This window comes from Bacillus sp. MBGLi79, from assembly GCF_002953915.1.
The window spans coordinates 1,666,138-1,686,698 of sequence record NZ_CP026521.1 but is presented as its reverse complement, the minus strand read 5'-3'; the positions used below and the strand labels follow the sequence as shown (position 1 = coordinate 1,686,698).

Below are 20,561 nucleotides of genomic sequence, written 5' to 3'. Positions count from 1 at the left end.
TTTTTACTCTGTTAATATAATAAAAATATTCCTTAAAGACTACTTATTCAATGAGCGTATGTGATTATTCAATTCCTTTAAAACGACTCTTCTCGTAAAAATTCCTTCAAACACCTGCTCGTCATTTTCAACACAAACAAATCCGTTATTAATGACCATGCCGAATCCCTTCATAATCGGATCATTGATATGAAGGCGCGGAATATCAGTCAACATGACTTCCTCAACAGTAATTTGGTCAAGCTTTTCAAACTCAATTCTTTCAAGTCCAAAAATACTGTTCATGATCATATTTGTCCCGATTAATCCATGTAAACGATAGGAAGGATCCAGAACCGGGATGGCTGTGTATCCGGTTTTTGTCAGTACTAATAATGCGTGCTCAAGGTTATTCCCGACTTGCACGTGCGCTACTTTGTCCGCCTCAATCATAAATTGTCCGACTGTTGCCTCAAGAAGCTGATCTGATTGTAAGCTTATCATGTTTTCGACCCCTTTTCATTTTCATCATCAATACATTCCCTATATTGCAATAATATAAACTTTATCAGTATTTGTCGAAAAGTTTCCTTTCAATAAAAAAGATACTCTTTGTGGAGTATCAATTATAGGGTGATCCATTAATTTTCAAATCGAAATCGGTCGTATAGCGTTACAAGTTTTTTGTAGGTGGTTCCGTCAACGTTTTTGGTCCCTGTCTCTATATCGTTGATCTCACTGCTTAATAGCTCGATGGCATACTCATGGTTGATCAGGATATTCAGCAGAAGTTTTTGTTCTTCTTCTGTAAATCGTTCACCGATAAGACTCATTCGCAATCAGGCCCCCTGTTTTATACTGAATACCTCTGAAAGCAAGACAACTTACTTTCAGCTCTACCGCTAGAATAAGTAATCAGAAAACAAACGTCAACCGCATAATTCGACATTCCCCTTGGCATTTCAGCCAGAATTATTTTGTGAAACGATTTGCATAGCTGAATGCAGTGTATGAATCCGGCTTTATTTTGGCCTCAATCCCCATGGAAGTGATACGTCCTGTCATTTCTTGGATCAGATCTTTTGTAAGACCTTTTTTCCCAATATCCAAGTGGACTTCAAAGGTAAGATCCGCCCCCTCACCGGCAAAGGGCAGGAGCAGATCGGTAATATCCATTAAGTGTCCATCAAGAATATGAGCGGCCGTTTCTTGGCTGTAGGCCGTTTCTAACGAAATCTTTTCCCGAAGGCTATGTATGGGTCTGTTGACTGTATGATTTTTCAAGCAGCCCCAAGCTCCCTTGCCTGTACGATGCAAATGCAATGCGGTAATAAACTTTGTGTAATCACGGTAAACCTGTGAATCGGTTCCGATCGATAACACATAAGAAGAACGGGGATCCTTTTGAACAAAGGATTTAAGCCGTTCCATCACATCTTGAAAGGTCATCTGTGCTTCTGAAAGATTATAAAACAGAAAAGAATCAGCCATCACGACACTCCTTTTCAAGGATTTACAACCATGAAACAAGTATGTTCCTTACATGTTTATTTCGATTACTTTTGCAAAGGCGGAAGCTTCCTTCCTCCTATTTCAGGAATCTTACTGAAGAAGTTCAAAAATTTCGATTGAAACCATGTCGATATTATCAAACGGATATGTGTTAGGTTTTTCACCTTTTTGGAAAACCGTCAGTTCAAACGTTTGATTTTTTTCGAAATATTTAACACTGCATATTTTCTCACCATTCACTTCGAAATAACGCTGCATTGGCTCGTTAGCCGCTTCCGCTGTTTCTTGCAGACTTTGCAGCCGTGTGATGATACCCATTAATTGTGACATTCTAAAAAAAGACTCCTTTCAAAAAGCAACTTCAAATCAACAAGTATTTATTATAATACAAGTTCTATTGAGCATCATACCATAAAGTCGGACAGGATGGCATTTTCACTGTCGAATTTAAGTAAAGAAAAAAAACGAAAAAAACGATTTTTCTTTAGTTTGAGGCTTTTTTTGAATGTCATGCACACAATTAAGATTTTTTTCGAATTCTTGCAGCATAACAATACCTTTTTGCAACTTTGTCAATACCTTCTTTTTGATGTGCAGGTGAAATTCCACGCGGCCATATCTCTTGGCAGTCAGATAGAAGTGATAAAACAATTTGAATGAAATACGTAATCATTCCACAGAGAATTTTCCGCCTAACCTGGTGCAGCAGTGTCAGAGGTATTCGGCACTGAATGTTCCTTTCTGTGTTAACCGTTTACCACTAGTTAGGTTTATTGTTTCAGTGGATTGTCCTATGCTTTGACAAATAAAAAAACTTGGCGGGGGTAGCGCCAAGTTTTTTCGGATCTTGATCTGATAGAGGGGTTGGGGAACAGAGAGTAGCTTCTCTCTATAATTAAATGATAATGATTCTCAGTATCAATGTCAATCGTTTTTTGATATTTTTTTCAATTCATAAAAAAAACGGCCTTTCAGCCGTTAAATCAGTCCGTCCTGCTCATATAAATAAGAATATGGCAAGTCTATAAATAAATACATTTGATCATCCATCGGATATGAAAACGTTCTAATCATTTCACCTGTTTCCAAATCACTATACAGATCACTGAAAAAACCTTTTCTGAGATTTCTCATTCGCATAATGTTCTCCAAAAAATAAGGACGCCAGCTCCAGTTTTTCTCCGCATATTCCGGCTGATAAATCCATTCTCCATCTTGCTTAAACACATTTCCCGTCAGCTGATCGCCTTCCCCATCACACATGTAAATTCTAAAGCTGCAATCTGTCAGCTCTTCCGCCAGTTTTTTAATAAAATCATCATCAGAAGACAAATTGTTTTTTCTCAAAGAGGTCACAGCTTGATGCACTCGTTTGTAAAACTGTTCGGAATGCTCATAGACGGTTTCCAGCTTCTTTTTCTCATGTGTGATAAATTGGTGAAATTCAGTTTTAAGTCTATGTTTCAATACATCTCTCTCTAGAAACGTTTCAGATGGAGACACTAAGTAATAGCCCTGAAAATAGCGGCCTCCGTTTCTCCAGGCGTACTGAAGCTGGAAGTTCGCCTCAATGTCTTCATACAGCAGCGCCGCCCCGATTTTTCTTGCTAATAAAGAGATGCTGTACAGCACATGCTCATATGACGGTGATGGCTGTGATACTTTCAGCGCCTGCAAATCGATTTTTAACAGATCTGGTGAGAGCAGCGCGATTCTGTCCAAGTTGCTGCTTTCTTTTCCGATATTGTCAACTGCGATTTTGATTCCGTATGTACGATAGTATGCAAGCATATGGTAGAGCTGCTCAATATCCCCTTCAAAATTGTGCTCTGTAATTTCTAGCACAAAACGGTGGAGTTCGATTCCCTTTGCTTCATATTCTTTCAGAAGCTCCAGAAAACTTTCACCATGATCCAGCATCAGCAGATTGGCATCCTGATTCATAAAAATCAGCAGATCATAATCGGCCTCTAAAAAGCGGTCAAGAGCCTGGCGGATAATTCTGTTATCAACCTCTAATTTATATTCTTCGGGTATCCCCGCGTCTAAAAAGAAGGGCCCGAGACTTTGGATTTCTGAATCTGCCAAAATTCGTCCAAGCACCTCATATCCGACGATCTTCTGTTCCTCGGCACTGAAAATCGCCTGGTAATATGGAAGGACATCATCAATGTTCGTTAAAATATCAAGTGGATCCAACATGTTATCACCTGCTTCTCTATCTTTGTCTGATTATACCACATTGAATCCAAAGATTAATATTCTTAAAACGGATAAGGATTCAGCCATTGCCCCCCGTCCATTGTGATACAATCCCCGTTTATATAGGATGCTTCATCTGAAAGCAAAAATGCTGCCAGAGCGGCGATTTCTTCCGGTGTCCCAAGCCGGCCGAGCGGCACACTGTTTATAGTGCGAGCCTTTGCTTTTTCCGATTCAAATAGTTTCTCAGCACCGCCTGTTCGTTCAATCGGGCCGGGAGCTATCGCGTTTGTGCGGATGCCGTATTGACTCCCCCACTCAACGGCCAGCGTTCTTGTCAGTGACAATACCCCCGCTTTGGCTGCAGCGGAATGAACGACCCCTGCTCCCGCTCCCCAAGCGTACGTGGCTGCCATATTTAAAATGACACCCTGCTGCTTCTGGTCAATCCAATGCCTTGCCGCGGCTTGGCTGCAAAAAAAGGTACCGTTTAAAACAATATCAATAACGGCTTTCCACCCATTGGGCGTTAGCTTTTCTGCCGGACAAATAAAATTACCGGCCGCATTGTTAATCAGCGCATCAAGCCCGCCAAAGACTTTTACCGCTTCTGTAATCATGTCTGAAGCGGCGGAATCAGAACGGACATCCATTTGAAAACAGGCGACCTGCCCCTCAAAGGTCTGAATTTCTTTTTTTGTTTCTTCAAGTGCTTCATGGTTCCTGCCTGTCACCATAACGTGCCATCCTAATTCAGCCTGTTTTTTTGCCATCGCTTTTCCCATACCGCTTGACCCGCCGGTAATGATAACCGCCTTTTTTTCCATATTTCTCCCCTCCTGTTGTGAATGAGTATTCATTCAATATTATTCTATCATTATACCCCTTCCTCTGTCAGTACATGCTGATATGAGATTTTTATCAGATACAGATGATATAATAGAAAAACTCTATTAAAGGTTGGTTTGAAATGAAAAAGATGTCCAGAAGACAATTTCTCAAAGGAATGTTCGGTGCTCTTGCTGCCGGGGCTTTAACGGCCGGCGGAGGCTATGGCTATGCCAGATATTTAGAGCCGCATATGATTGAGACAACCGAACACACAATAAAAAGTTCTCTCATCCCGCACGGATTTGACGGTTTTAAAATCGTGCAGTTCAGTGATACACACTTGAGTGATTACTTTACACTCGAAGATTTAAAAACAGTCATTCTTACAATTAATGAATTGAAACCTGATCTCATTGTTTTTACAGGTGATATCATCGATAATCCTGATACGTATCAGAACCACCAGGCAGTCATTCCATTGTTGAGAAAGCTTAATGCCCCCTTCGGCAAGCTTTGTATTTACGGCAATCATGATCACGGCGGCTATGGAACTGCTGTTTACAAAAGCCTGATGTCGGCTGGCGGTTTTACGGTATACCGGAATGGCTATCAAACATTATCGCTCGCAGATGGCAGCGAAATCGAGATTGCATCGCTTGATGACTTAATGCTGGGTAACCCAGATTACGAAGGAATCCTTTCAAGGCTGAGTGACAGACTTTTTTCCATTCTTCTCGTCCATGAACCTGATGCAGCCTTGAAAACAACAGATTATCCGGTAAATCTTCAGCTTTCCGGCCATACACACGGCGGCCAGATTCAGCTGCCTTTTTACGGACCGATTATTACGCCTCCATATGGAAAAGTCTACACAGAGGGAATGTATCAAACGGGCAGCAATCATATTTACGTCAACCGCGGCCTCGGGATGACCAGGCTGCCTTTGCGGTTTCTGGCCAAGCCTGAAATCACTGTCTTTACCTTAAAAAGCACAAATTAATGTAGCAGGATAGGCTCCTTATCAATACTTATAAGTAAAAAAAGGAGGATGAGGAAACTGCTTACGTACCAGGTGAAGCAAGGTGATACACTTAACAGCATCGCGGCTGATTTCAGAATCAGCACGGCTGCATTACTCCAGGTTAATCCGTCACTGCAGGCAGGGCTCACCGCAGGACAGACCATCGTCATCCCCGGACTGCCGGACCCTTATACAATTCCGTATCATATCGCAGTCTCAATCGGAGCGAAGACCCTAACGCTGTTCCAAAATAATCGGGTAATAAAAACCTATCCTATCGCCGTTGGCAAAATACTTACGCAAACGCCTACTGGCCAGTTTTACATTATTAACCGCCAGCGTAATCCCGGCGGCCCATTTGGGGCTTATTGGCTAAGCCTTTCAAAGCAGCACTACGGAATACACGGAACGAATAATCCAGCTTCGATTGGCAAGGCTGTTTCTAAAGGATGCATTCGCATGCAAAACAAAGACGTGATCGAACTTGCTTCAATTGTGCCAAACGGAACAAGAGTCTTGATTAACCGGTAATGTTTTCTTATTTGTTTCAAAAACAGGCGGTTTATAATATGATAAAGTGGGACCTTTAGGGTAAGGAGCGTTTTTATGGATATATTTAAAAATCGTAATTTTGTTCATCTATTTTTCGCAGCACTCGCTTCTCAAATGGGCACGACAGTAGGCAACATGGCCTTTGCTTTTTTCTTGCTGGACCGCTTCAGCAGCCAGCCTTCATATACGACCTTGGCGGAGCTGATGTATTCTCTTCCGACCATTTTTGTATTTCTGATCGTCGGAGTCGTCGCGGACCGGTTCGACAGAAAAAAGGTAGCAGAAAACTGTGATTGGATCAGAGCAGGCCTGACTGTCGTTCTTTTTTTCACTTTATTTACCGGCAATATTCCTCTTGTTTTTTGTATTTTATTTGTCAGAAGCGCTGTCACGAAGTTTTTCTTTCCGGCAGAAAACAGTTTGGTACAAGCCATTCTGCCGAAGGAGCATTATGCGAAAGCGGCCGGTCTTAACCAGATGCTTTTTAGCATTTTTATGGTGTTCGGAGTCGGAATTGGCGCTTTTATGTACAAGACAATCGGGATTGAAGGCGCCATTATTCTTGATTTTGTCAGCTTCATCATTTCCGGACTGCTGATCCGCAGCTGCCGGATTCCAAAAGAAGCCCGACAGCCAAACGGTGCATTCAGCTGGAGAAAGACTTCTGTTAAAGATTCGATAAATGACTTTAAAGAAGGCATTCTCTATATTTTAAAAAATAAATTGCTGGCATCTCTTATTTTCGGCTTCTTCATTTTTGGATTTGTCAATGGAGGATTCGCCGTATTGCCAATGTTTACAATGAAATACGGATTGGCGCCTGACCGCTATGAGTGGCATACGTCTGTATTTACGATCGCACTCGGGTTTGGGCTGCTTGCAGGAAGTGTAATCGGCACGATTATCTCTAAAAAAGTGAAGCCCCACTTTTTAATGTCGATACCGATTTTTATTGCAGGTTTGCTGATCTTCGTCCTTGGCTACACAAATATTTTATGGGTGTATTACGCGGCAGCTTTTGCACTGGGAATGTGCATCGGACCGATCAACATTGCAATCGGAGGTTGGATGCCAAAAATAGTCCATCCAAAACTGATGGGACGTGTAAGCGGAATGCAGGACCCTTTTATGATGTTTGCACAGTCTTTGACACTCGGCTTAGTGGCGCTGTTATTCCCTAAGTTCGTTTCAAACATTGATTATCTTTATTACGGCATGGGTGTTATCATCCTGATCGTTTTTATTTTTTATTTTATTGCACTGCCAAAATACAGTGCTCAGGCTGTGGAAGTGAATGTTCAGGAAGCATTTCAAGAACAGCCGAAAAAGAAGGCAAGATCTGTATAATGCAGGTTAAAAATGCGATTTTTTCTCAGAAAAAATCGCATTTTCACATTCAATATTTGCATTTCAACTTTAAAAAAGTATAATCTAAACATATAGAAATTGATAAGAGCAAAGGAGAGAAATAATGGACGACCATGCATATACGAAAGATCTGCAGCCAACCGTAGAAAATCTTTCAAAAGCAGTTTACACTGTGAACCGCCATGCAAAAACCGCCCCCAACCCTAAATACCTATATCTGCTGAAAAAACGTGCTTTGCAAAAGCTCGTCAAAGAAGGTAAAGGAAAGAAAATAGGGCTTCATTTTTCAAAAAATCCAAGGTTCAGCCAACAGCAATCGGACGTGCTTATCTCAATCGGAGACTACTATTTTCACATGCCTCCAACTAAAGAAGACTTCGAACATCTTCCGCATTTAGGTACACTTAATCAATCGTACCGAAATCCTAAAGCTCAAATGTCTTTAACAAAAGCAAAACACCTGTTGCAAGAATATGTCGGCATGAAAGAAAAGCCGCTAGTGCCTAATCGCCAGCAGCCAGCTTATCACAAACCTGTCTTTAAAAAGCTTGGCGAGAGTTACTTTTAAAATAAAAACAGCCGTGCCTCTTCCGGGCACCGGCTGTTTTTATTTATTCGATAACATACGTATCCACTTTTTTAATCAAATCACTGATTTCAGGCTTGCTGATTTGCTCATCTGCGCCTACAACTTCGCCGCGGTGGCGCAGATCATCCGTAATTAAAGATGAGAAAATCATAACCGGCACATTTGAGCTTTTCGGATTTTCCTTCAGCAGCTTTGTGAGCCTGTGTCCGTCCATTTTTGGCATTTCAATATCCGTGATGATCATATCAATCTGTTCTGATAAATCAGTTTCGTTTTCAGCAAGGTTCATAATGTAGTCATATGCCTCTTTTCCGTTTTCAAACGAAGCGATATTGTTGTAACCTGCTTCTTTTAATTCATCCTGCAAGAGTCGCATCAAAAGAGGTGAGTCCTCTACAATGATAAGCTTTTTCTCAGTTCTTCTTTCATCGAAGCCCTCAGTATGCATATTGTACGTGTCCACACCTGAATCTGATTCGATGTCATAAATAATTTTTTCATAATCAGGCAAAAAGATCATCAGGTCTTCAAACTTAATAATTCCGGTAAGGTGCCGCTCCATTCCTTGATTTAACGATGTCGGCTTTTCAATCGCTTCCCATGATACTCTGTGAATTTGAGACACAGAGCCGACATGAAAAACAATTTTCCGTTTATTAAATTCCGTTACGATATATTTCTCATCTTTTGACCCTTCAGGCTCTACTCCAAAAAACGAGAAAAGGCTGATCACTGGGAGGATTTCTCCTCTGAGTTTAATCATTCCTTCTACATGCTGATGGGAGTGAGGCACTGATGTCACCTCGACAGGCTGAATAATTTCTCTTACTTTCATGACGTTAATCCCGAAAGCATTTTCACCCACGCCAAACTTCACAATTTCCAATTCATTTGTACCAGAATCCAATAAAATTTCGTATTGTTGTAACGACAATTCAATCCCTCGCTATTCGCATTCAGTATTGTACTGTATATATCGGCGGAATTTGTAAAAAGTGAATGGCGACTCTTCAAAATCGAATTCCAAGAGCAATTAAGCCGCGTTCCTCAAAAAAGAAACTTTTTTCCTAATAACCATTGACTTTCCAACTAACAGTGATAAAATAGTCAAGGATTTTTCCAAAGAAGGGTGTAAATAATGGGTACCTTAGTAATATTTAAAGAAAACGAAATGACTGTTTTAGAAGATATCAGTGAAGAAACTTACCTGAATATGAAGAAAGAATCAGCTGACCTTCAAGAAGAGCATCCCCCGTATCTGATTTGGCACGAAGACCTTCATTTTGATTATGGCTATTAATGAAATTGGCACATATAAACAATAATAGAACATGATACAATAAAGACAATCAAATCGCTGGTTGTCTTCTTTTTTTCTGAAAAGAAAGGTATGTTTAGAAATAAGGCGCATACAATCGAAATATATCAGTTAAAAAGGTGACAAATAATCAGCTAGTGGTAAAATAGGATAAACTCATTATATTTGTTAAGGTGATGAATTATGGAACATTTGCTGAATCCGAAAGCAAGAGAGATTGAAATTTCAGGAATACGCAAATTCTCGAATCTTGTAGCCCAACACGAAGACGTCATTTCGCTTACAATCGGCCAGCCTGATTTTTTCACGCCGCATCATGTGAAAGCTGCCGCAAAAAAAGCCATTGATGAAAACGTGACGTCATATACACCGAATGCCGGCTACCTGGAGCTGAGACAAGCTGTGCAGCTTTATATGAAGAAAAAAGCGGATTTCAACTATGATGCTGAATCTGAAATTATCATCACAACAGGTGCAAGCCAAGCCATTGATGCTGCATTCCGGACGATTTTGTCTCCTGGTGATGAAGTGATTATGCCAGGACCTATTTATCCAGGCTATGAACCTATTATCAATTTATGCGGGGCCAAGCCTGTTATTGTTGATACTACGTCACACGGCTTTAAGCTTACTGCCCGGCTGATTGAAGATGCGCTGACACCTAACACTAAGTGTGTCGTGCTTCCTTATCCGTCAAATCCTACTGGCGTGACTTTATCTGAAGAAGAGCTGAAAAGTATCGCAGCTCTTTTAAAAGGCAGAAGTGTCTTCGTATTGTCTGATGAAATATACAGTGAATTAACATATGACAGACCGCATTATTCCATCGCAACCTATTTGCGGGATCAAACGATTGTCATTAACGGGTTATCAAAATCACACAGCATGACCGGTTGGAGAATTGGATTTTTATTCGCACCGAAAGACATCGCAAAGCACATTTTAAAGGTTCATCAATACAATGTGTCATGTGCCTCATCCATTTCTCAAAAAGCCGCGCTTGAAGCTGTCACAAACGGTTTTGACGATGCACTAATTATGAGAGAACAATACAAAAAACGTCTGGATTATGTATATGACCGTCTTGTTTCCATGGGAATTGACGTTGTTAAACCGTCCGGTGCGTTTTATATCTTCCCATCTATTAAATCCTTTGGAATGACTTCATTTGATTTTAGTATGGCTCTTTTGGAAGACGCTGGCGTGGCACTCGTGCCGGGCAGCTCGTTCTCAACATATGGTGAAGGATATGTAAGGCTGTCTTTTGCATGCTCAATGGACACGCTGAGAGAAGGCTTGGATCGTTTAGAATTATTTGTATTAAAAAAACGGGAATCAATGCAGACGATAAACAACGGCGTTTAAGCCGTTGTTTTTATTTTTTTGGAAATGAAATTTTAAACGCTGTGCCTTTTTCAGGATGGCTGTCCACATGTATGACTCCCTGATGGTTTTCAATGATATTAAATGTCACCATCAATCCAAGCCCCGTACCTTTTTCTTTTGTTGTTAAAAATGGCTCTCCAATCCGGTTTAGCACTTTTTCAGGTATACCTTCCCCTTCGTCTTTGACAGTGACATGAACAGAATGCTCATCCTCGGTGATGATAATGTCTACTGTTCCCCCATCAGGCATTGATTCAACTGCATTTTTGATTAAATTAATGAATACCTGCTTTAATTGGTTTTGATCCCCATTTATATAAATGCTGTCTTTTTCATAGCTGGTTCTAATAAAAATGCCATTTAAATTTGCCTGTGTTTCTAACAGGGCTGAGACCTCACCAATTAATTTTTTCAAGTTCAAATATTCTTTGACAGCATTTTGCTGAGGTTTCGCAAGCATGAGCAGTTCACTGAGTATTAATTCAATGCGGCTGAGTTCAGAAAACACAATATCAAAGTAATGCTCGTTTCCTTCCATTGTCGGCTTCATCAACTGTAAAAATCCTTTGATCGCTGTAAGCGGGTTGCGGATCTCGTGGGCGATTCCCGCCGCGAGCTGGCCTGCGATTGATAATTTTTCCGATTTCAGCATCAATTCTTCTGTTTGCTTTCTCTCTGAGATGTCCCGAAGAATGACTTGGACGGCCGCTTCACCAAAAAAGGTCGTCGGAATGCAGACCATCTCCGTATAGATGACCCTATTCTGAAAGGTGAACCAGGATTGCTTGACAATTTCTGATTCTGTTTTTTGCTCGGCAATGTTTTGGATTCTCTCTTTTACATCCTCGTGATCGCAAGGATGCAGCTGATCGTATATGTTTTTGCCAATTAAATCCTCATAGGTAGCCGCTTCAAACAGGGAAATTCCCGATTCATTCATAAACACCCATTTTCCATTGTGAATCACCGCAATGGTATCAATTGAATTTTGAATCAGCAGCTGATATCGTTCACGGCTTTTTTGCAGGATGGTTTGGAATTTTTTTCTTGAAGAGATATCGATCAGCAGCAGCAGCTCAGCCTGCTGGTTTTTGTAGACGGTCGGGGATGCTTTCACTTCTAAATGAACAGGTGAGCCATCAAGCCTTTTCCACGTCTGTTCAATCATTCCGACTTCCATTCCTTTTTGCATTCGTATAATCCTGTTTTTCACGATATCATGATATTCTTCCTCAATAAATTCATAGGACCATTTGCCAATAATAGCATCCTTGCTTTTTGCTCCCAGCATTGAAAGCATCGCGCTGTTTACATAGACGATCTTGCCTTTGACACTGATGCATAGCGGACTCGGGAGATTTTCAACCAACCGTTCATAATCATCCGTTATATATGTAGTCGATTCCGGGCTTGCAGGCTCGATTTCATGTTTTTCGCAGTTTAGAGATTGATGGCCTGTTTCTTCTTCAAGAACTTTCATTTTCAAAATGATTTCCCGATCTGTCCGCTCAGCTCTTGTCGTAACAATTTCTACTGCAGCCTCCACCCACACAATCGTGTGATCTTTTTTAATAAAACGAAAGGTGCACGGCATCAGATGATGTTCATTATAAAAATAGCTTTCAACTAAAAATTGGTCTTCCTCATGTAAAAACGTTTTGAGGAATGATCCGATCATCTCTCCTTGGAGATAGCCCAAATGCAGTTTGGAGTTGGCAGATATATAAATGATACGTCCATTAGAGGCCAAGACTGCATGAATATCGGTTTTCGTTTGAAATGGTTTAACATGCTGCGTATCCTGTTCCACAGAATCCCTCCTTTGCATGATCATCGTGTTTTTTTCGACATATACAGATTGACTTTTACCTAGTATGATTCGCTAGAAAATGAGTATTCTCCTTCTATTCTTATGGTGAACGTCAATTTTTGAATAAAAGAAAGGGCACACAATCTTTTCGTTGTGCACCCTGTTTTTTATTTTTTACTGTGTTTTTTTTCGAGCTCTGCGTAGGCGTGGATAGCTCTTTTGGCAATAATTTTATTGATCTTATCATCATCCCTTACTGAGGGAACAACGACACTAAAAGCGACTTTGGGATTTTCCGATGGGTAATAACCAACAAATGTAAGATTATATGTTTTTTTCCCCCACCAATTGCGATTCGTGCCGTAGTAAAATGTTTCCGCTGTTCCTGTTTTCCCTGATACATCTTCTGTAAACGTATTTTTAGCTGTCCCTGAGGTTGTAACGAGCTTCATTCCGGTCTTTACTTGCTGTATGTCACTTTCTGAGTTGTTAATTTTATTGAGAATGTTTGGCTTTCTTTGTTCAATGGTCTTCCCAAGGCCCTTTTTATTGCTGGGCTCATGAACACTTGTAACAATTCTTGGTTGAATGCGATACCCGCCATTGGCAATGGAAGAGATGTACTGCGCCATTTGAAGGGGGGTATATGTATCGTATTGTCCAATAGCCAAGTCTAAAATTAACCCCCCCACCGCATCAGGTGTAGTTTGCATGCCGGCTGATTCCTGCGGAAGATCAATACCTGTCTTTACACCCAGACCAAATTGGCTGTAGTAATTTCTCATCTTGTTTAAATCCTTCTGGTCAGCGGGAAGAGGTCCATGCGGCTTGTATGTAACACCGGCAATATGCATGGCGACATTAAACATGTATACGTTTGAGCTTTTTTGCAAAGCTGTTAATTCATTGATGGTTCCCATGTTCATGTAGGATTTCTTTGGTTTGTTACCGTACCCAGCCAAATAAAGAGGTGTATCCACAAAATATTTATAATGCGGAATTCCGTCCTGATAGCCGGCCAGCACGGTGGCGCCCTTCACTGCTGAGCCCATTTCATATTGGGTGGTAAATGCCCCTATCGCATAATCTTCAATTTTGTTGGTTTTTAAGTCTATCTTTTTCCCTGCCATCGATAAAATATCGCCGTTATTCGGGTCCATCATTACGGCAAAAGCTCTGTCCAGCATGTAATTTCCGCGTGCGCGGCTGTTTCTCACTTCTTCTTCAATGATCTTTTCCATCTTTGCTTGAAGCTCCATGTCAAAGGAAAGCTGAAGATCGTATCCCCTGCTGCCTTTATCAATGGTTTTTTGACTGACGACATTTCCTTTATTGTCTTCTACGTATTCCACTTTTTCTTTATGCGAATTTAAGTAATCTTCATATTGATACTCTAAATAACTTTTTCCCACCCTGTCATTATTCGCATAGCCTCTTGTTAAATAGAAATCTTTCCGGTCGCTCAGCAGGCCCTGATCAGGTGTCGTAACGCCCCCGAAAACGGAATAAAGGGTTTTGTCATAAGGATATTTTCGTGTCCAATCGTTTACAATGTCGATTCCCGGAAGCTCTTCTAAATGCTCAGAAACAATTGAAATTTCATCATATGTTAAGTCATTTTTGGGTCTCTGCGAGGAGTTTTTCTTCTCATCAAGCAGCGCTCCGTTTTTTCCATTGCTATTGCTTTCATTTGGATTCATTGCCTTTACGATTTGAGGTTCGTAAGCATTTCCGCTTGAGAACCTTGTATATATCGCAGCCGTTTCCATTTCTTCGTCATCTTGCTGAATAGCCTTCAATTCTTGATCCGGAACACGCTCTAGTTGAAGCTTGTAAGCCTGGGCTCCTTTCAGATTGCTTTCCGATTCCTTAAGCAGGGCGGCGGCTTTTTTCGGATGAGCTGCGATCCAGTAATCACGCAGATCCCTTTCCTTCAAAAATTCGGTATCAATATGAATGAAAGCAGCAAGCCGCTTCGCTGTTTTGATTTTATCTTCGGTTTTTGTGCTAGATGTTGATACATACACAATTTCTGGAACGCTCTGGTTGTCGACAGCAACTTTCTGGTTTCTGTCGTACATCTTCCCGCGAGGAGCAGGATAGTAAGCTGTTTTTGCATTTGATTTCTCAGCGTCTTCTTCATGCTGTTCGCCTTCAACAATTTGAACGACCCCGAGCTTAAAAATTAATGCAGTGAATAAAACAAAGACAGCTAGGAAAAAAAGGTTCATTCTGATTGCTCTGTTTCCTTTGCTCTTTTTCTTTGGTTCACGTCCTATTTCAGTCACTTCTGGTTACCCCTCTCAAATCATTCAATATATTTACATATACTGAGATTAATTGTAACACTTTTGTAATAGTTGTTACAGCGAAAAGGAGTAAAAAAAGCTGTCAACATAAAAACACATTAAAATATAACTAACGATTCAAAAAAAAGGAAGATATGTAACAGTACGATAAAACCATAAATGCTGCTGACTTCTTTATTCTTAGCGATTCAGCGGATTTACTTTACGAAAATGACAATCTCCATTTGTCAAAGGAAAGTGCTGGAGTCTTTATGACAAAAAAGCTATGTTATGATTTTTTTGTAGAAACAAACAACTCTAGGAGGTTACGAACTAATGAAGAAAGCATTTATTTTATCTGCTGCCGCTGCGGTTGGATTATTCACATTCGGAGGCGTACAGCAAGCATCAGCGAAAGAACTCTCCTGCCAGTCTGTGGTAACAGTAAAAACGGGGAACACAGTACAAAACATGTCACTTAACGATGCAGTGAAAAAACTGCATATTAACACAAATATTAAAACGTTAAACGCTGCAAACGAAAAAGAGATTAAGCAGTTTCTTCAAAAACATGCGAAGCAATCTAACATGAAGGTTCAGGATGTTCAAAAGACAGAAACGGCAAAACCGGCGCAAAAAACTACTGAAAAAGCAGCTGCTGATCAAAATACCGCTTCTAAAGCACCTGAAACTGCTGAAAAAACAAACACAACAACATCTGCACCTTCATCTGTAAGTGCATATGAGAAAAAAGTTGTTGAGCTTACAAATGCAGAAAGACAAAAACAAGGCTTAAAACCGCTTCAAATTGATGAAACGTTAAGCAAATCTGCACGCGCAAAATCTCAGGATATGAAAGACAAAAACTACTTTGATCACCAAAGCCCAACTTATGGCTCACCGTTTGATATGATGAAATCTTTCGGAATCAGCTACAAAACAGCAGGTGAAAACATTGCGAAAGGCCAAAAGACACCTGAAGAAGTAGTAAAAGCCTGGATGAACAGTGAAGGACACAGAAAAAACATTCTAAACCCTAACTTTACTCACATCGGTGTTGGCTACGTTGAGTCTGGAAGCATCTGGACACAACAATTCATCGGTAAATAATAAAAAATTTCTTGTACGATACAGGTAATCTTCAGCTTGCAGAAAAAACCATGTTTTTTCTGCAAGCTTTTTTACTTTATTCATATTTTTGATGCAGAAATAGAAAAAGCCGCCAGCCAAGCAAGGATAGGATGCGGCATGCTTCTTTACATTCTGGAAATTTGTTCACTCACAATCCGTTTTGTTTTCCACCTTCCATAGCAAATATGCCTTTGATAGAATTGACCTTTTCTGCAATTAAGGAAAAATTTTCAGTCTGAGCAATATAGGCTTCGTCGCAGTTTTTTGTGAGGAACAGAGAAAGACATCATTCTTTAAAGCCTTTCTTTGATTATATGATAGGGAAATAGAGACTGTCCGAGGTTTCTCGACAGCCTGAGGTACAAAGGGCGGCCTCTATTCTATTATGTGGTTAATCTTAGCTTTCCTATTTTGTTACATTCTAATGCAAACCATACTGTTCCATCATTAGCGCATCCAATTCCATGAGGCTCAGCATGAGGTGTGTTGATTGTATATTCTTCAATTTTGTGATCACTTGTCAGCCTTCCGATTTTATTTCCTCCCCATTCGGTAAACCATAAATCGGATTTTCGCCCTGCAGCGATAGCGTGAGGACGTGCATTTGGTGATGGAATATCATATTCAGTTATGTCACCTGAAACTGTAATCCTACCTATCTTATTCCCCATGATTTCTACAAACCAAAGTGCACCATCATGCCCTTTTGTAATACCAACTGGTCCTGCTCCCGGTGTCGGAATTGGAAACTCCGTTACCTCTCCTGATTCAGTTATTTTGCCGATAGCATTATTCTGGTTTTCAGTGAACCAAAGCGAATCATCTGAACCCAATGTAATAAAAGAAGGGTATGATCCTTCATTAGGCAGTTCATATTCATAAATCTTGCCCTCTATCGTCAATTTTCCTATACGATTTCCATTCATCTCAGTAAACCAGATATCGCCGTTTGGACCTTCCGTAATCCCATACGGGGCTGAATGTTGATGCGGTAATGGATATTCTCTAAATTGCCCTTTTTCGGTCAGTTTTCCTATCTTATTAGCTCTATTTTCTGTAAACCAGATATCACCTTTTGAAGACACCGTTAAACACATGGCCCCAGCATCAGGTGTCGGAATCGTATACGCTTGAATTTTTCCCTTCTTATCAATACAGCTTATTTTGTTAGCTTTATGTTGGGTAAACCATACTTTTCCCTCGTGTGAAATGGCTATCCCGTATGGGCCAGAATCAGAATGTAAAATACTTATTTCTTGCTGTTCAAGCTCCATAACTTAATTCCCCCCTTCAATATAATCTGCAAAAAAGCCTCCTATTCTCACTGTTCTGTAATAGGAGGCAATACTTACGTTCATACCTAAATAGGCGCCGATTTCGTCATAAATAAAAACATTACACCATAATCCTATCTCATAATAAACAAAACAAATAAGCATTTCCAAGTGGTATTTTTCTGTTTTACCACCTAGCGCCCAGAAAAAGGCTGTCGAGATTATCACGACAGCCTGATGGTTGCCTGCAGGATACAGGAAGTCTTTTTATTTCACCCAAAGTTTATATATACTCTGTGTTCCGCTGTTTTCTTCACCTTGTGCAGCAAGCTTGTCATATAAGGATTTAGCAAGCGATAAGCCTGGCATTTCTTCTTCCATTAGTTCTGCTTCCTCTAGCGCAATTCCCATATCTTTAATAAAATGCTTTACATAAAATCCTGGTTCAAAGTTGCCTTGCAGCATACGGGGAGCAAGATTTGACAATGACCAGCTTCCCGCTGCGCCCGTTGTGATGCTTTTCAGGACATTTTCCGGCTCTAGGCCTGATTTTTGAGCGTATGCCATTGCTTCAGCAACACCGATCATACCAGCTGCAATTGCAATCTGATTGCACATCTTGGTATGCTGTCCGCTTCCAGCCGGTCCTTGGTACTGAATATTCTCTCCCATTAAAGAGAAAATCGGCATGCAGGCTTCAAAAGCTTCTTTTTCTCCACCAACCATAATGGCGAGTGTTCCGTTTTGTGCACCGACATCTCCGCCTGAAACAGGAGCGTCTAAAGCGAATAAAGCTTTTTCTTTGGCCGCTTCAGCAATCTTCTTCGCAAGCGAGGGCTTAGATGTCGTCATATCAATAAGATATGCTCCTTCTTTTGCGTTTTCAATAATTCCGCTTGTTCCGAAATACACTTCTTCAACATCACTGGGATAGCCGACCATTGTAATGATAACATCCGCTTCTTTCGAAAGATCTTTGACCGTTTCTTTCCATACCGCGCCTTTTTGCAGGATGCTGTCTGCTTTTTCTTTTGTCCGGGTGTACACCAATACAGGATGGCCGTCATTGAGAATATGTGTTGCCATGCTTTTTCCCATTACTCCAAGACCGATAAAACCAATTGTTTTTTTCAAGGTCATTCCTCCCAGATGTTTCGTTTAGATTTTAGTTAAAATTTATCATTTTTCCTTCATTTTCTAGACTACCATAACTCTACATCATAGAGTAGACTCTTAAAATAAAAAATCCCCAAAACATATCGTGTTTTAGGGATTTTTTGGATTATAATGTGAATTTTGTGATTGTTTTCATAAGCTCTTGGCTTGCATGTTTTAACGTGTCTGTTGAGTGTTTGACTTTATCAAGAGTGATCAGCTGTTCATCAGTTGATGCGTTCACTTCCTCTGCTGCGGCAGCTGATTCCTGTGATATGGCTGAAATGCTTTGAATCGCTTCAGAAATCGCGAGCTGTTCTTCACTCATTCTTTGAATTTCTGCGTAAATGTGATCAATGCCTTGCACCAGTGACTGCATTTCCGAAGTTATCGTGTTTAACACCTCTCCAGTCTCGTGAATGGCACTGTTTTGTTCATCGTTCATTCTGCTTGCCTCAACCATTGCATGAGAGGCCTCTTTTGTCTCAAGCTGGATAAGCTTCACAGTCTCACTGATATGCTTTGTAGAGAGGGCTGATTGCTCAGCTAGCTTCCTCACTTCATCAGCTACAACGGCAAAACCGCGGCCGCTTTCTCCCGCTCTGGCTGCCTCAATGCTGGCATTTAAAGCAAGCAAATTGGTTTGATCAGATATGTTTGAAATCGCCGTAACGACTTCTTCAATATTCTTAGTTTGATTTTCTAAATCCAGCAGCATCGTTTCGACCTTTTTTGTTTCCATGTTGGCTTCGTTTGACTTCATCAGCAGCTGGCCGAGTGCGTCAAGTCCTTTATAGCTCGCATCCTCGGACGATTTTGAGCGTTCTTTTATTCCGCCTGCCTCCTCAGCGATTTGTCTGATTTTCATTGACAGGCTTTCTGATTTTTCATTAATGGTTTCAACTTCAGAAGCTTGTTCCGATGCCCCTGCAGCTACTTCTTCAATCGCTTTTGCAATTTGTCCGCTTGTTTCATTTGTTTCTGCAGAGACAGCCGTTAATTGCTCAGTGGTATCAGATACCTTCCCTGAAGAGATCCTCACTTGCTCAACCATTTCCTTCATATTTTCAACCATCAGATTGAAGTCCCTTGTTAAAATACCGACTTCATCCTTAGATTTTGATTCCGCGTGCACTGTTAAATCGCCTGCGGAAACGGCTTTCGTTTTAGCGATCAGCTGCTGTATCGGACCGGTTATCGTTTTGGCCAGGAAGTAGCTGAGAATAATTGTGATGATAAGCGCAATCAATGATATCCACAGATTTGCCCGATTCATTTTATCTGAAATCCACATTAATTGATCGGTATCAAATTGCGTTCCGACCTTCCAGCCCGTTTCACCAATCGTTTGATACACAACCATTTTCCCATTCACATCCTGTATCCCTTTTTTCTCGGACGCAATGGTTTTCAGTGTTTGATCCTTTGATATATTTTTCCCTTGATTTGACGGATGGGCTAAAAGATTGCCGCTCGCATCAGCTAAAAAGGCAAATCCATTGTAAGGCACCTTTTGTTTATTGACCATACTTTGGATAGCAGAGAGTTTCAAGTCATAGCTGGCAACCCCTATCACTTTTTGCCTGTCTAAGATCGCTTTCGATGCAGTAACAATCATGTCTCCTGTCACGACATCTTTATAAGGTTCCGTCCAAACAACTTGATCCGGGGCTTCAGCTGCAAGCTTATACCATGGTCTTGATGTTGGATCATAATCCTCAGCGAAATCTGCTTTTGGATATGTAAACATTTCTTTTTTTGCGGTGCCTATGTAAGCCATCGCAACATAATCATCATTATCTTTGATTTGCTTAATGTCATCGTTAAACAGCCGAGCAGCTTCTTTACTTGGTTTCGTTACAAATGTATGCGTTAATTTCCCATTAGCCAGCCTTGATAACGAAATGGCATAACTCTTTAATTGCAATTCAATATTTTGTTCAAGTGACTGCGTCACGTTTTGAGTTGTATTTTTCCCATCCTCTGTAATCATCGGTTTTAGCGTCAAATAAGAAGACAGCATTAAAAGAACAACTGTGACGATTAACATAATCGAAACAAAAACAGCAATTTTCATGTGAAGTTTTTTAAACAAACCAATCCCCTCCTAATTTCTATATCGGCCTTTTCGTTTGAATAATGAAT

General features: G+C 40.6%; 19 protein-coding genes. 7 read left to right on the top strand and 12 right to left on the bottom strand.

What is annotated here, in order from left to right:
* Positions 1–39: 39 nt before the first annotated feature.
* The 6 genes from cbpB to fadH form a co-directional block, all read right to left on the bottom strand.
* Positions 40–483: a cyclic-di-AMP-binding protein CbpB gene (gene cbpB, locus C1T29_RS08565; RefSeq protein WP_208945649.1), complete on the bottom strand. Its 444-nt coding sequence runs from the start codon at positions 481–483 to the stop codon at positions 40–42.
* A gap of 137 nt (positions 484–620) precedes the next feature.
* Complete coding sequence (abbA, locus tag C1T29_RS08560) at positions 621–818, bottom strand: AbrB antirepressor AbbA (RefSeq protein WP_010886502.1); 198 nt, start codon at positions 816–818, stop codon at positions 621–623.
* Between the two features lie 133 nt (positions 819–951).
* The gene (locus tag C1T29_RS08555; protein WP_014663792.1) at positions 952–1,470 is read right to left on the bottom strand and encodes a ribonuclease H-like YkuK family protein; all 519 of its coding nucleotides are present in this window, start codon (positions 1,468–1,470) and stop codon (positions 952–954) included.
* A gap of 111 nt (positions 1,471–1,581) precedes the next feature.
* Positions 1,582–1,821 carry a YkuJ family protein gene (locus tag C1T29_RS08550; RefSeq protein ID WP_003218671.1) on the bottom strand — a complete coding sequence of 80 codons (240 nt, stop codon included), beginning with the start codon at positions 1,819–1,821 and terminating at the stop codon, positions 1,582–1,584.
* A gap of 648 nt (positions 1,822–2,469) precedes the next feature.
* Complete coding sequence (locus C1T29_RS08545; protein WP_103748825.1) at positions 2,470–3,693, bottom strand: EAL domain-containing protein; 1,224 nt, start codon at positions 3,691–3,693, stop codon at positions 2,470–2,472.
* A 62-nt stretch (positions 3,694–3,755) separates the two neighbouring features.
* The gene (gene fadH, locus C1T29_RS08540; protein WP_103748826.1) at positions 3,756–4,520 is read right to left on the bottom strand and encodes a 2,4-dienoyl-CoA reductase; all 765 of its coding nucleotides are present in this window, start codon (positions 4,518–4,520) and stop codon (positions 3,756–3,758) included.
* 143 nt (positions 4,521–4,663) lie between these two features.
* Between fadH and C1T29_RS08535 the strand changes: the two genes are divergently transcribed.
* The 4 genes from C1T29_RS08535 to C1T29_RS08520 all read left to right on the top strand — a co-directional run bounded on the left by C1T29_RS08535 (position 4,664) and on the right by C1T29_RS08520 (position 8,033).
* Positions 4,664–5,524, top strand: a complete 861-nt coding sequence (locus C1T29_RS08535; RefSeq protein ID WP_103748827.1) for a metallophosphoesterase — start codon at positions 4,664–4,666, stop codon at positions 5,522–5,524.
* Between the two features lie 57 nt (positions 5,525–5,581).
* Positions 5,582–6,076, top strand: a complete 495-nt coding sequence (locus tag C1T29_RS08530; RefSeq protein WP_080488100.1) for a L,D-transpeptidase family protein — start codon at positions 5,582–5,584, stop codon at positions 6,074–6,076.
* A gap of 75 nt (positions 6,077–6,151) precedes the next feature.
* Positions 6,152–7,444, top strand: a complete 1,293-nt coding sequence (locus C1T29_RS08525) for an MFS transporter (protein ID WP_071580632.1) — start codon at positions 6,152–6,154, stop codon at positions 7,442–7,444.
* 124 nt (positions 7,445–7,568) lie between these two features.
* Positions 7,569–8,033 (top strand): YkyB family protein, encoded by a 465-nt coding sequence (locus C1T29_RS08520; protein ID WP_003232406.1) that lies wholly within the window; start codon positions 7,569–7,571, stop codon positions 8,031–8,033.
* Between the two features lie 43 nt (positions 8,034–8,076).
* Here the strand turns inward: C1T29_RS08520 and cheV are convergent, their stop codons facing one another.
* Complete coding sequence (gene cheV, locus C1T29_RS08515) at positions 8,077–8,988, bottom strand: chemotaxis protein CheV (protein ID WP_040083284.1); 912 nt, start codon at positions 8,986–8,988, stop codon at positions 8,077–8,079.
* A 204-nt stretch (positions 8,989–9,192) separates the two neighbouring features.
* Here cheV and C1T29_RS08510 point away from each other — a divergent pair, with 204 nt between their 5' ends.
* Both C1T29_RS08510 and C1T29_RS08505 read left to right on the top strand, forming a co-directional pair.
* Positions 9,193–9,354, top strand: a complete 162-nt coding sequence (locus C1T29_RS08510; RefSeq protein ID WP_003245246.1) for a hypothetical protein — start codon at positions 9,193–9,195, stop codon at positions 9,352–9,354.
* Between the two features lie 201 nt (positions 9,355–9,555).
* Positions 9,556–10,737 carry an aminotransferase A gene (locus C1T29_RS08505; protein WP_103748828.1) on the top strand — a complete coding sequence of 394 codons (1,182 nt, stop codon included), beginning with the start codon at positions 9,556–9,558 and terminating at the stop codon, positions 10,735–10,737.
* Positions 10,738–10,747: 10 nt separating this feature from the next.
* Here the strand turns inward: C1T29_RS08505 and kinA are convergent, their stop codons facing one another.
* Together kinA and C1T29_RS08495 are read right to left on the bottom strand one after the other, a co-directional pair.
* Complete coding sequence (kinA, locus tag C1T29_RS08500) at positions 10,748–12,568, bottom strand: sporulation histidine kinase KinA (protein WP_014663782.1); 1,821 nt, start codon at positions 12,566–12,568, stop codon at positions 10,748–10,750.
* A 167-nt stretch (positions 12,569–12,735) separates the two neighbouring features.
* Positions 12,736–14,856 (bottom strand): peptidoglycan D,D-transpeptidase FtsI family protein, encoded by a 2,121-nt coding sequence (locus tag C1T29_RS08495; RefSeq protein ID WP_142393695.1) that lies wholly within the window; start codon positions 14,854–14,856, stop codon positions 12,736–12,738.
* Between the two features lie 336 nt (positions 14,857–15,192).
* Between C1T29_RS08495 and C1T29_RS08490 the strand changes: the two genes are divergently transcribed.
* Positions 15,193–15,966 (top strand): CAP domain-containing protein, encoded by a 774-nt coding sequence (locus C1T29_RS08490; RefSeq protein ID WP_103748829.1) that lies wholly within the window; start codon positions 15,193–15,195, stop codon positions 15,964–15,966.
* Positions 15,967–16,370: 404 nt separating this feature from the next.
* On the opposite strand, the gene C1T29_RS08485 is transcribed toward C1T29_RS08490, so the two are convergent.
* The 3 genes from C1T29_RS08485 to mcpC all read right to left on the bottom strand — a co-directional run bounded on the left by C1T29_RS08485 (position 16,371) and on the right by mcpC (position 20,511).
* Positions 16,371–17,261, bottom strand: a complete 891-nt coding sequence (locus tag C1T29_RS08485; protein WP_095431412.1) for a Vgb family protein — start codon at positions 17,259–17,261, stop codon at positions 16,371–16,373.
* Between the two features lie 267 nt (positions 17,262–17,528).
* Entirely contained in the window at positions 17,529–18,395 is an 867-nt protein-coding gene (locus tag C1T29_RS08480) for an NAD(P)-dependent oxidoreductase (protein ID WP_103748830.1), read from the bottom strand.
* A 148-nt stretch (positions 18,396–18,543) separates the two neighbouring features.
* Complete coding sequence (mcpC, locus tag C1T29_RS08475) at positions 18,544–20,511, bottom strand: methyl-accepting chemotaxis protein McpC (protein WP_103748831.1); 1,968 nt, start codon at positions 20,509–20,511, stop codon at positions 18,544–18,546.
* Positions 20,512–20,561: the final 50 nt, after the last annotated feature.

Coding starts and splice junctions, on each gene's coding strand:
- C1T29_RS08505 (WP_103748828.1), top strand. CDS start 9,556: ATGGAACATTTGCTGAATCCGAAAGCAAGAGAGATTGAAATTTCAGGA.
- C1T29_RS08490 (WP_103748829.1), top strand. CDS start 15,193: ATGAAGAAAGCATTTATTTTATCTGCTGCCGCTGCGGTTGGATTATTC.
- C1T29_RS08550 (WP_003218671.1), bottom strand. CDS start 1,821: ATGTCACAATTAATGGGTATCATCACACGGCTGCAAAGTCTGCAAGAA.
- C1T29_RS08555 (WP_014663792.1), bottom strand. CDS start 1,470: ATGGCTGATTCTTTTCTGTTTTATAATCTTTCAGAAGCACAGATGACC.
- C1T29_RS08485 (WP_095431412.1), bottom strand. CDS start 17,261: ATGGAGCTTGAACAGCAAGAAATAAGTATTTTACATTCTGATTCTGGC.
- fadH (WP_103748826.1), bottom strand. CDS start 4,520: ATGGAAAAAAAGGCGGTTATCATTACCGGCGGGTCAAGCGGTATGGGA.
- C1T29_RS08520 (WP_003232406.1), top strand. CDS start 7,569: ATGGACGACCATGCATATACGAAAGATCTGCAGCCAACCGTAGAAAAT.
- C1T29_RS08545 (WP_103748825.1), bottom strand. CDS start 3,693: ATGTTGGATCCACTTGATATTTTAACGAACATTGATGATGTCCTTCCA.
- C1T29_RS08535 (WP_103748827.1), top strand. CDS start 4,664: ATGAAAAAGATGTCCAGAAGACAATTTCTCAAAGGAATGTTCGGTGCT.
- C1T29_RS08525 (WP_071580632.1), top strand. CDS start 6,152: ATGGATATATTTAAAAATCGTAATTTTGTTCATCTATTTTTCGCAGCA.
- cbpB (WP_208945649.1), bottom strand. CDS start 483: ATGATAAGCTTACAATCAGATCAGCTTCTTGAGGCAACAGTCGGACAA.
- C1T29_RS08510 (WP_003245246.1), top strand. CDS start 9,193: ATGGGTACCTTAGTAATATTTAAAGAAAACGAAATGACTGTTTTAGAA.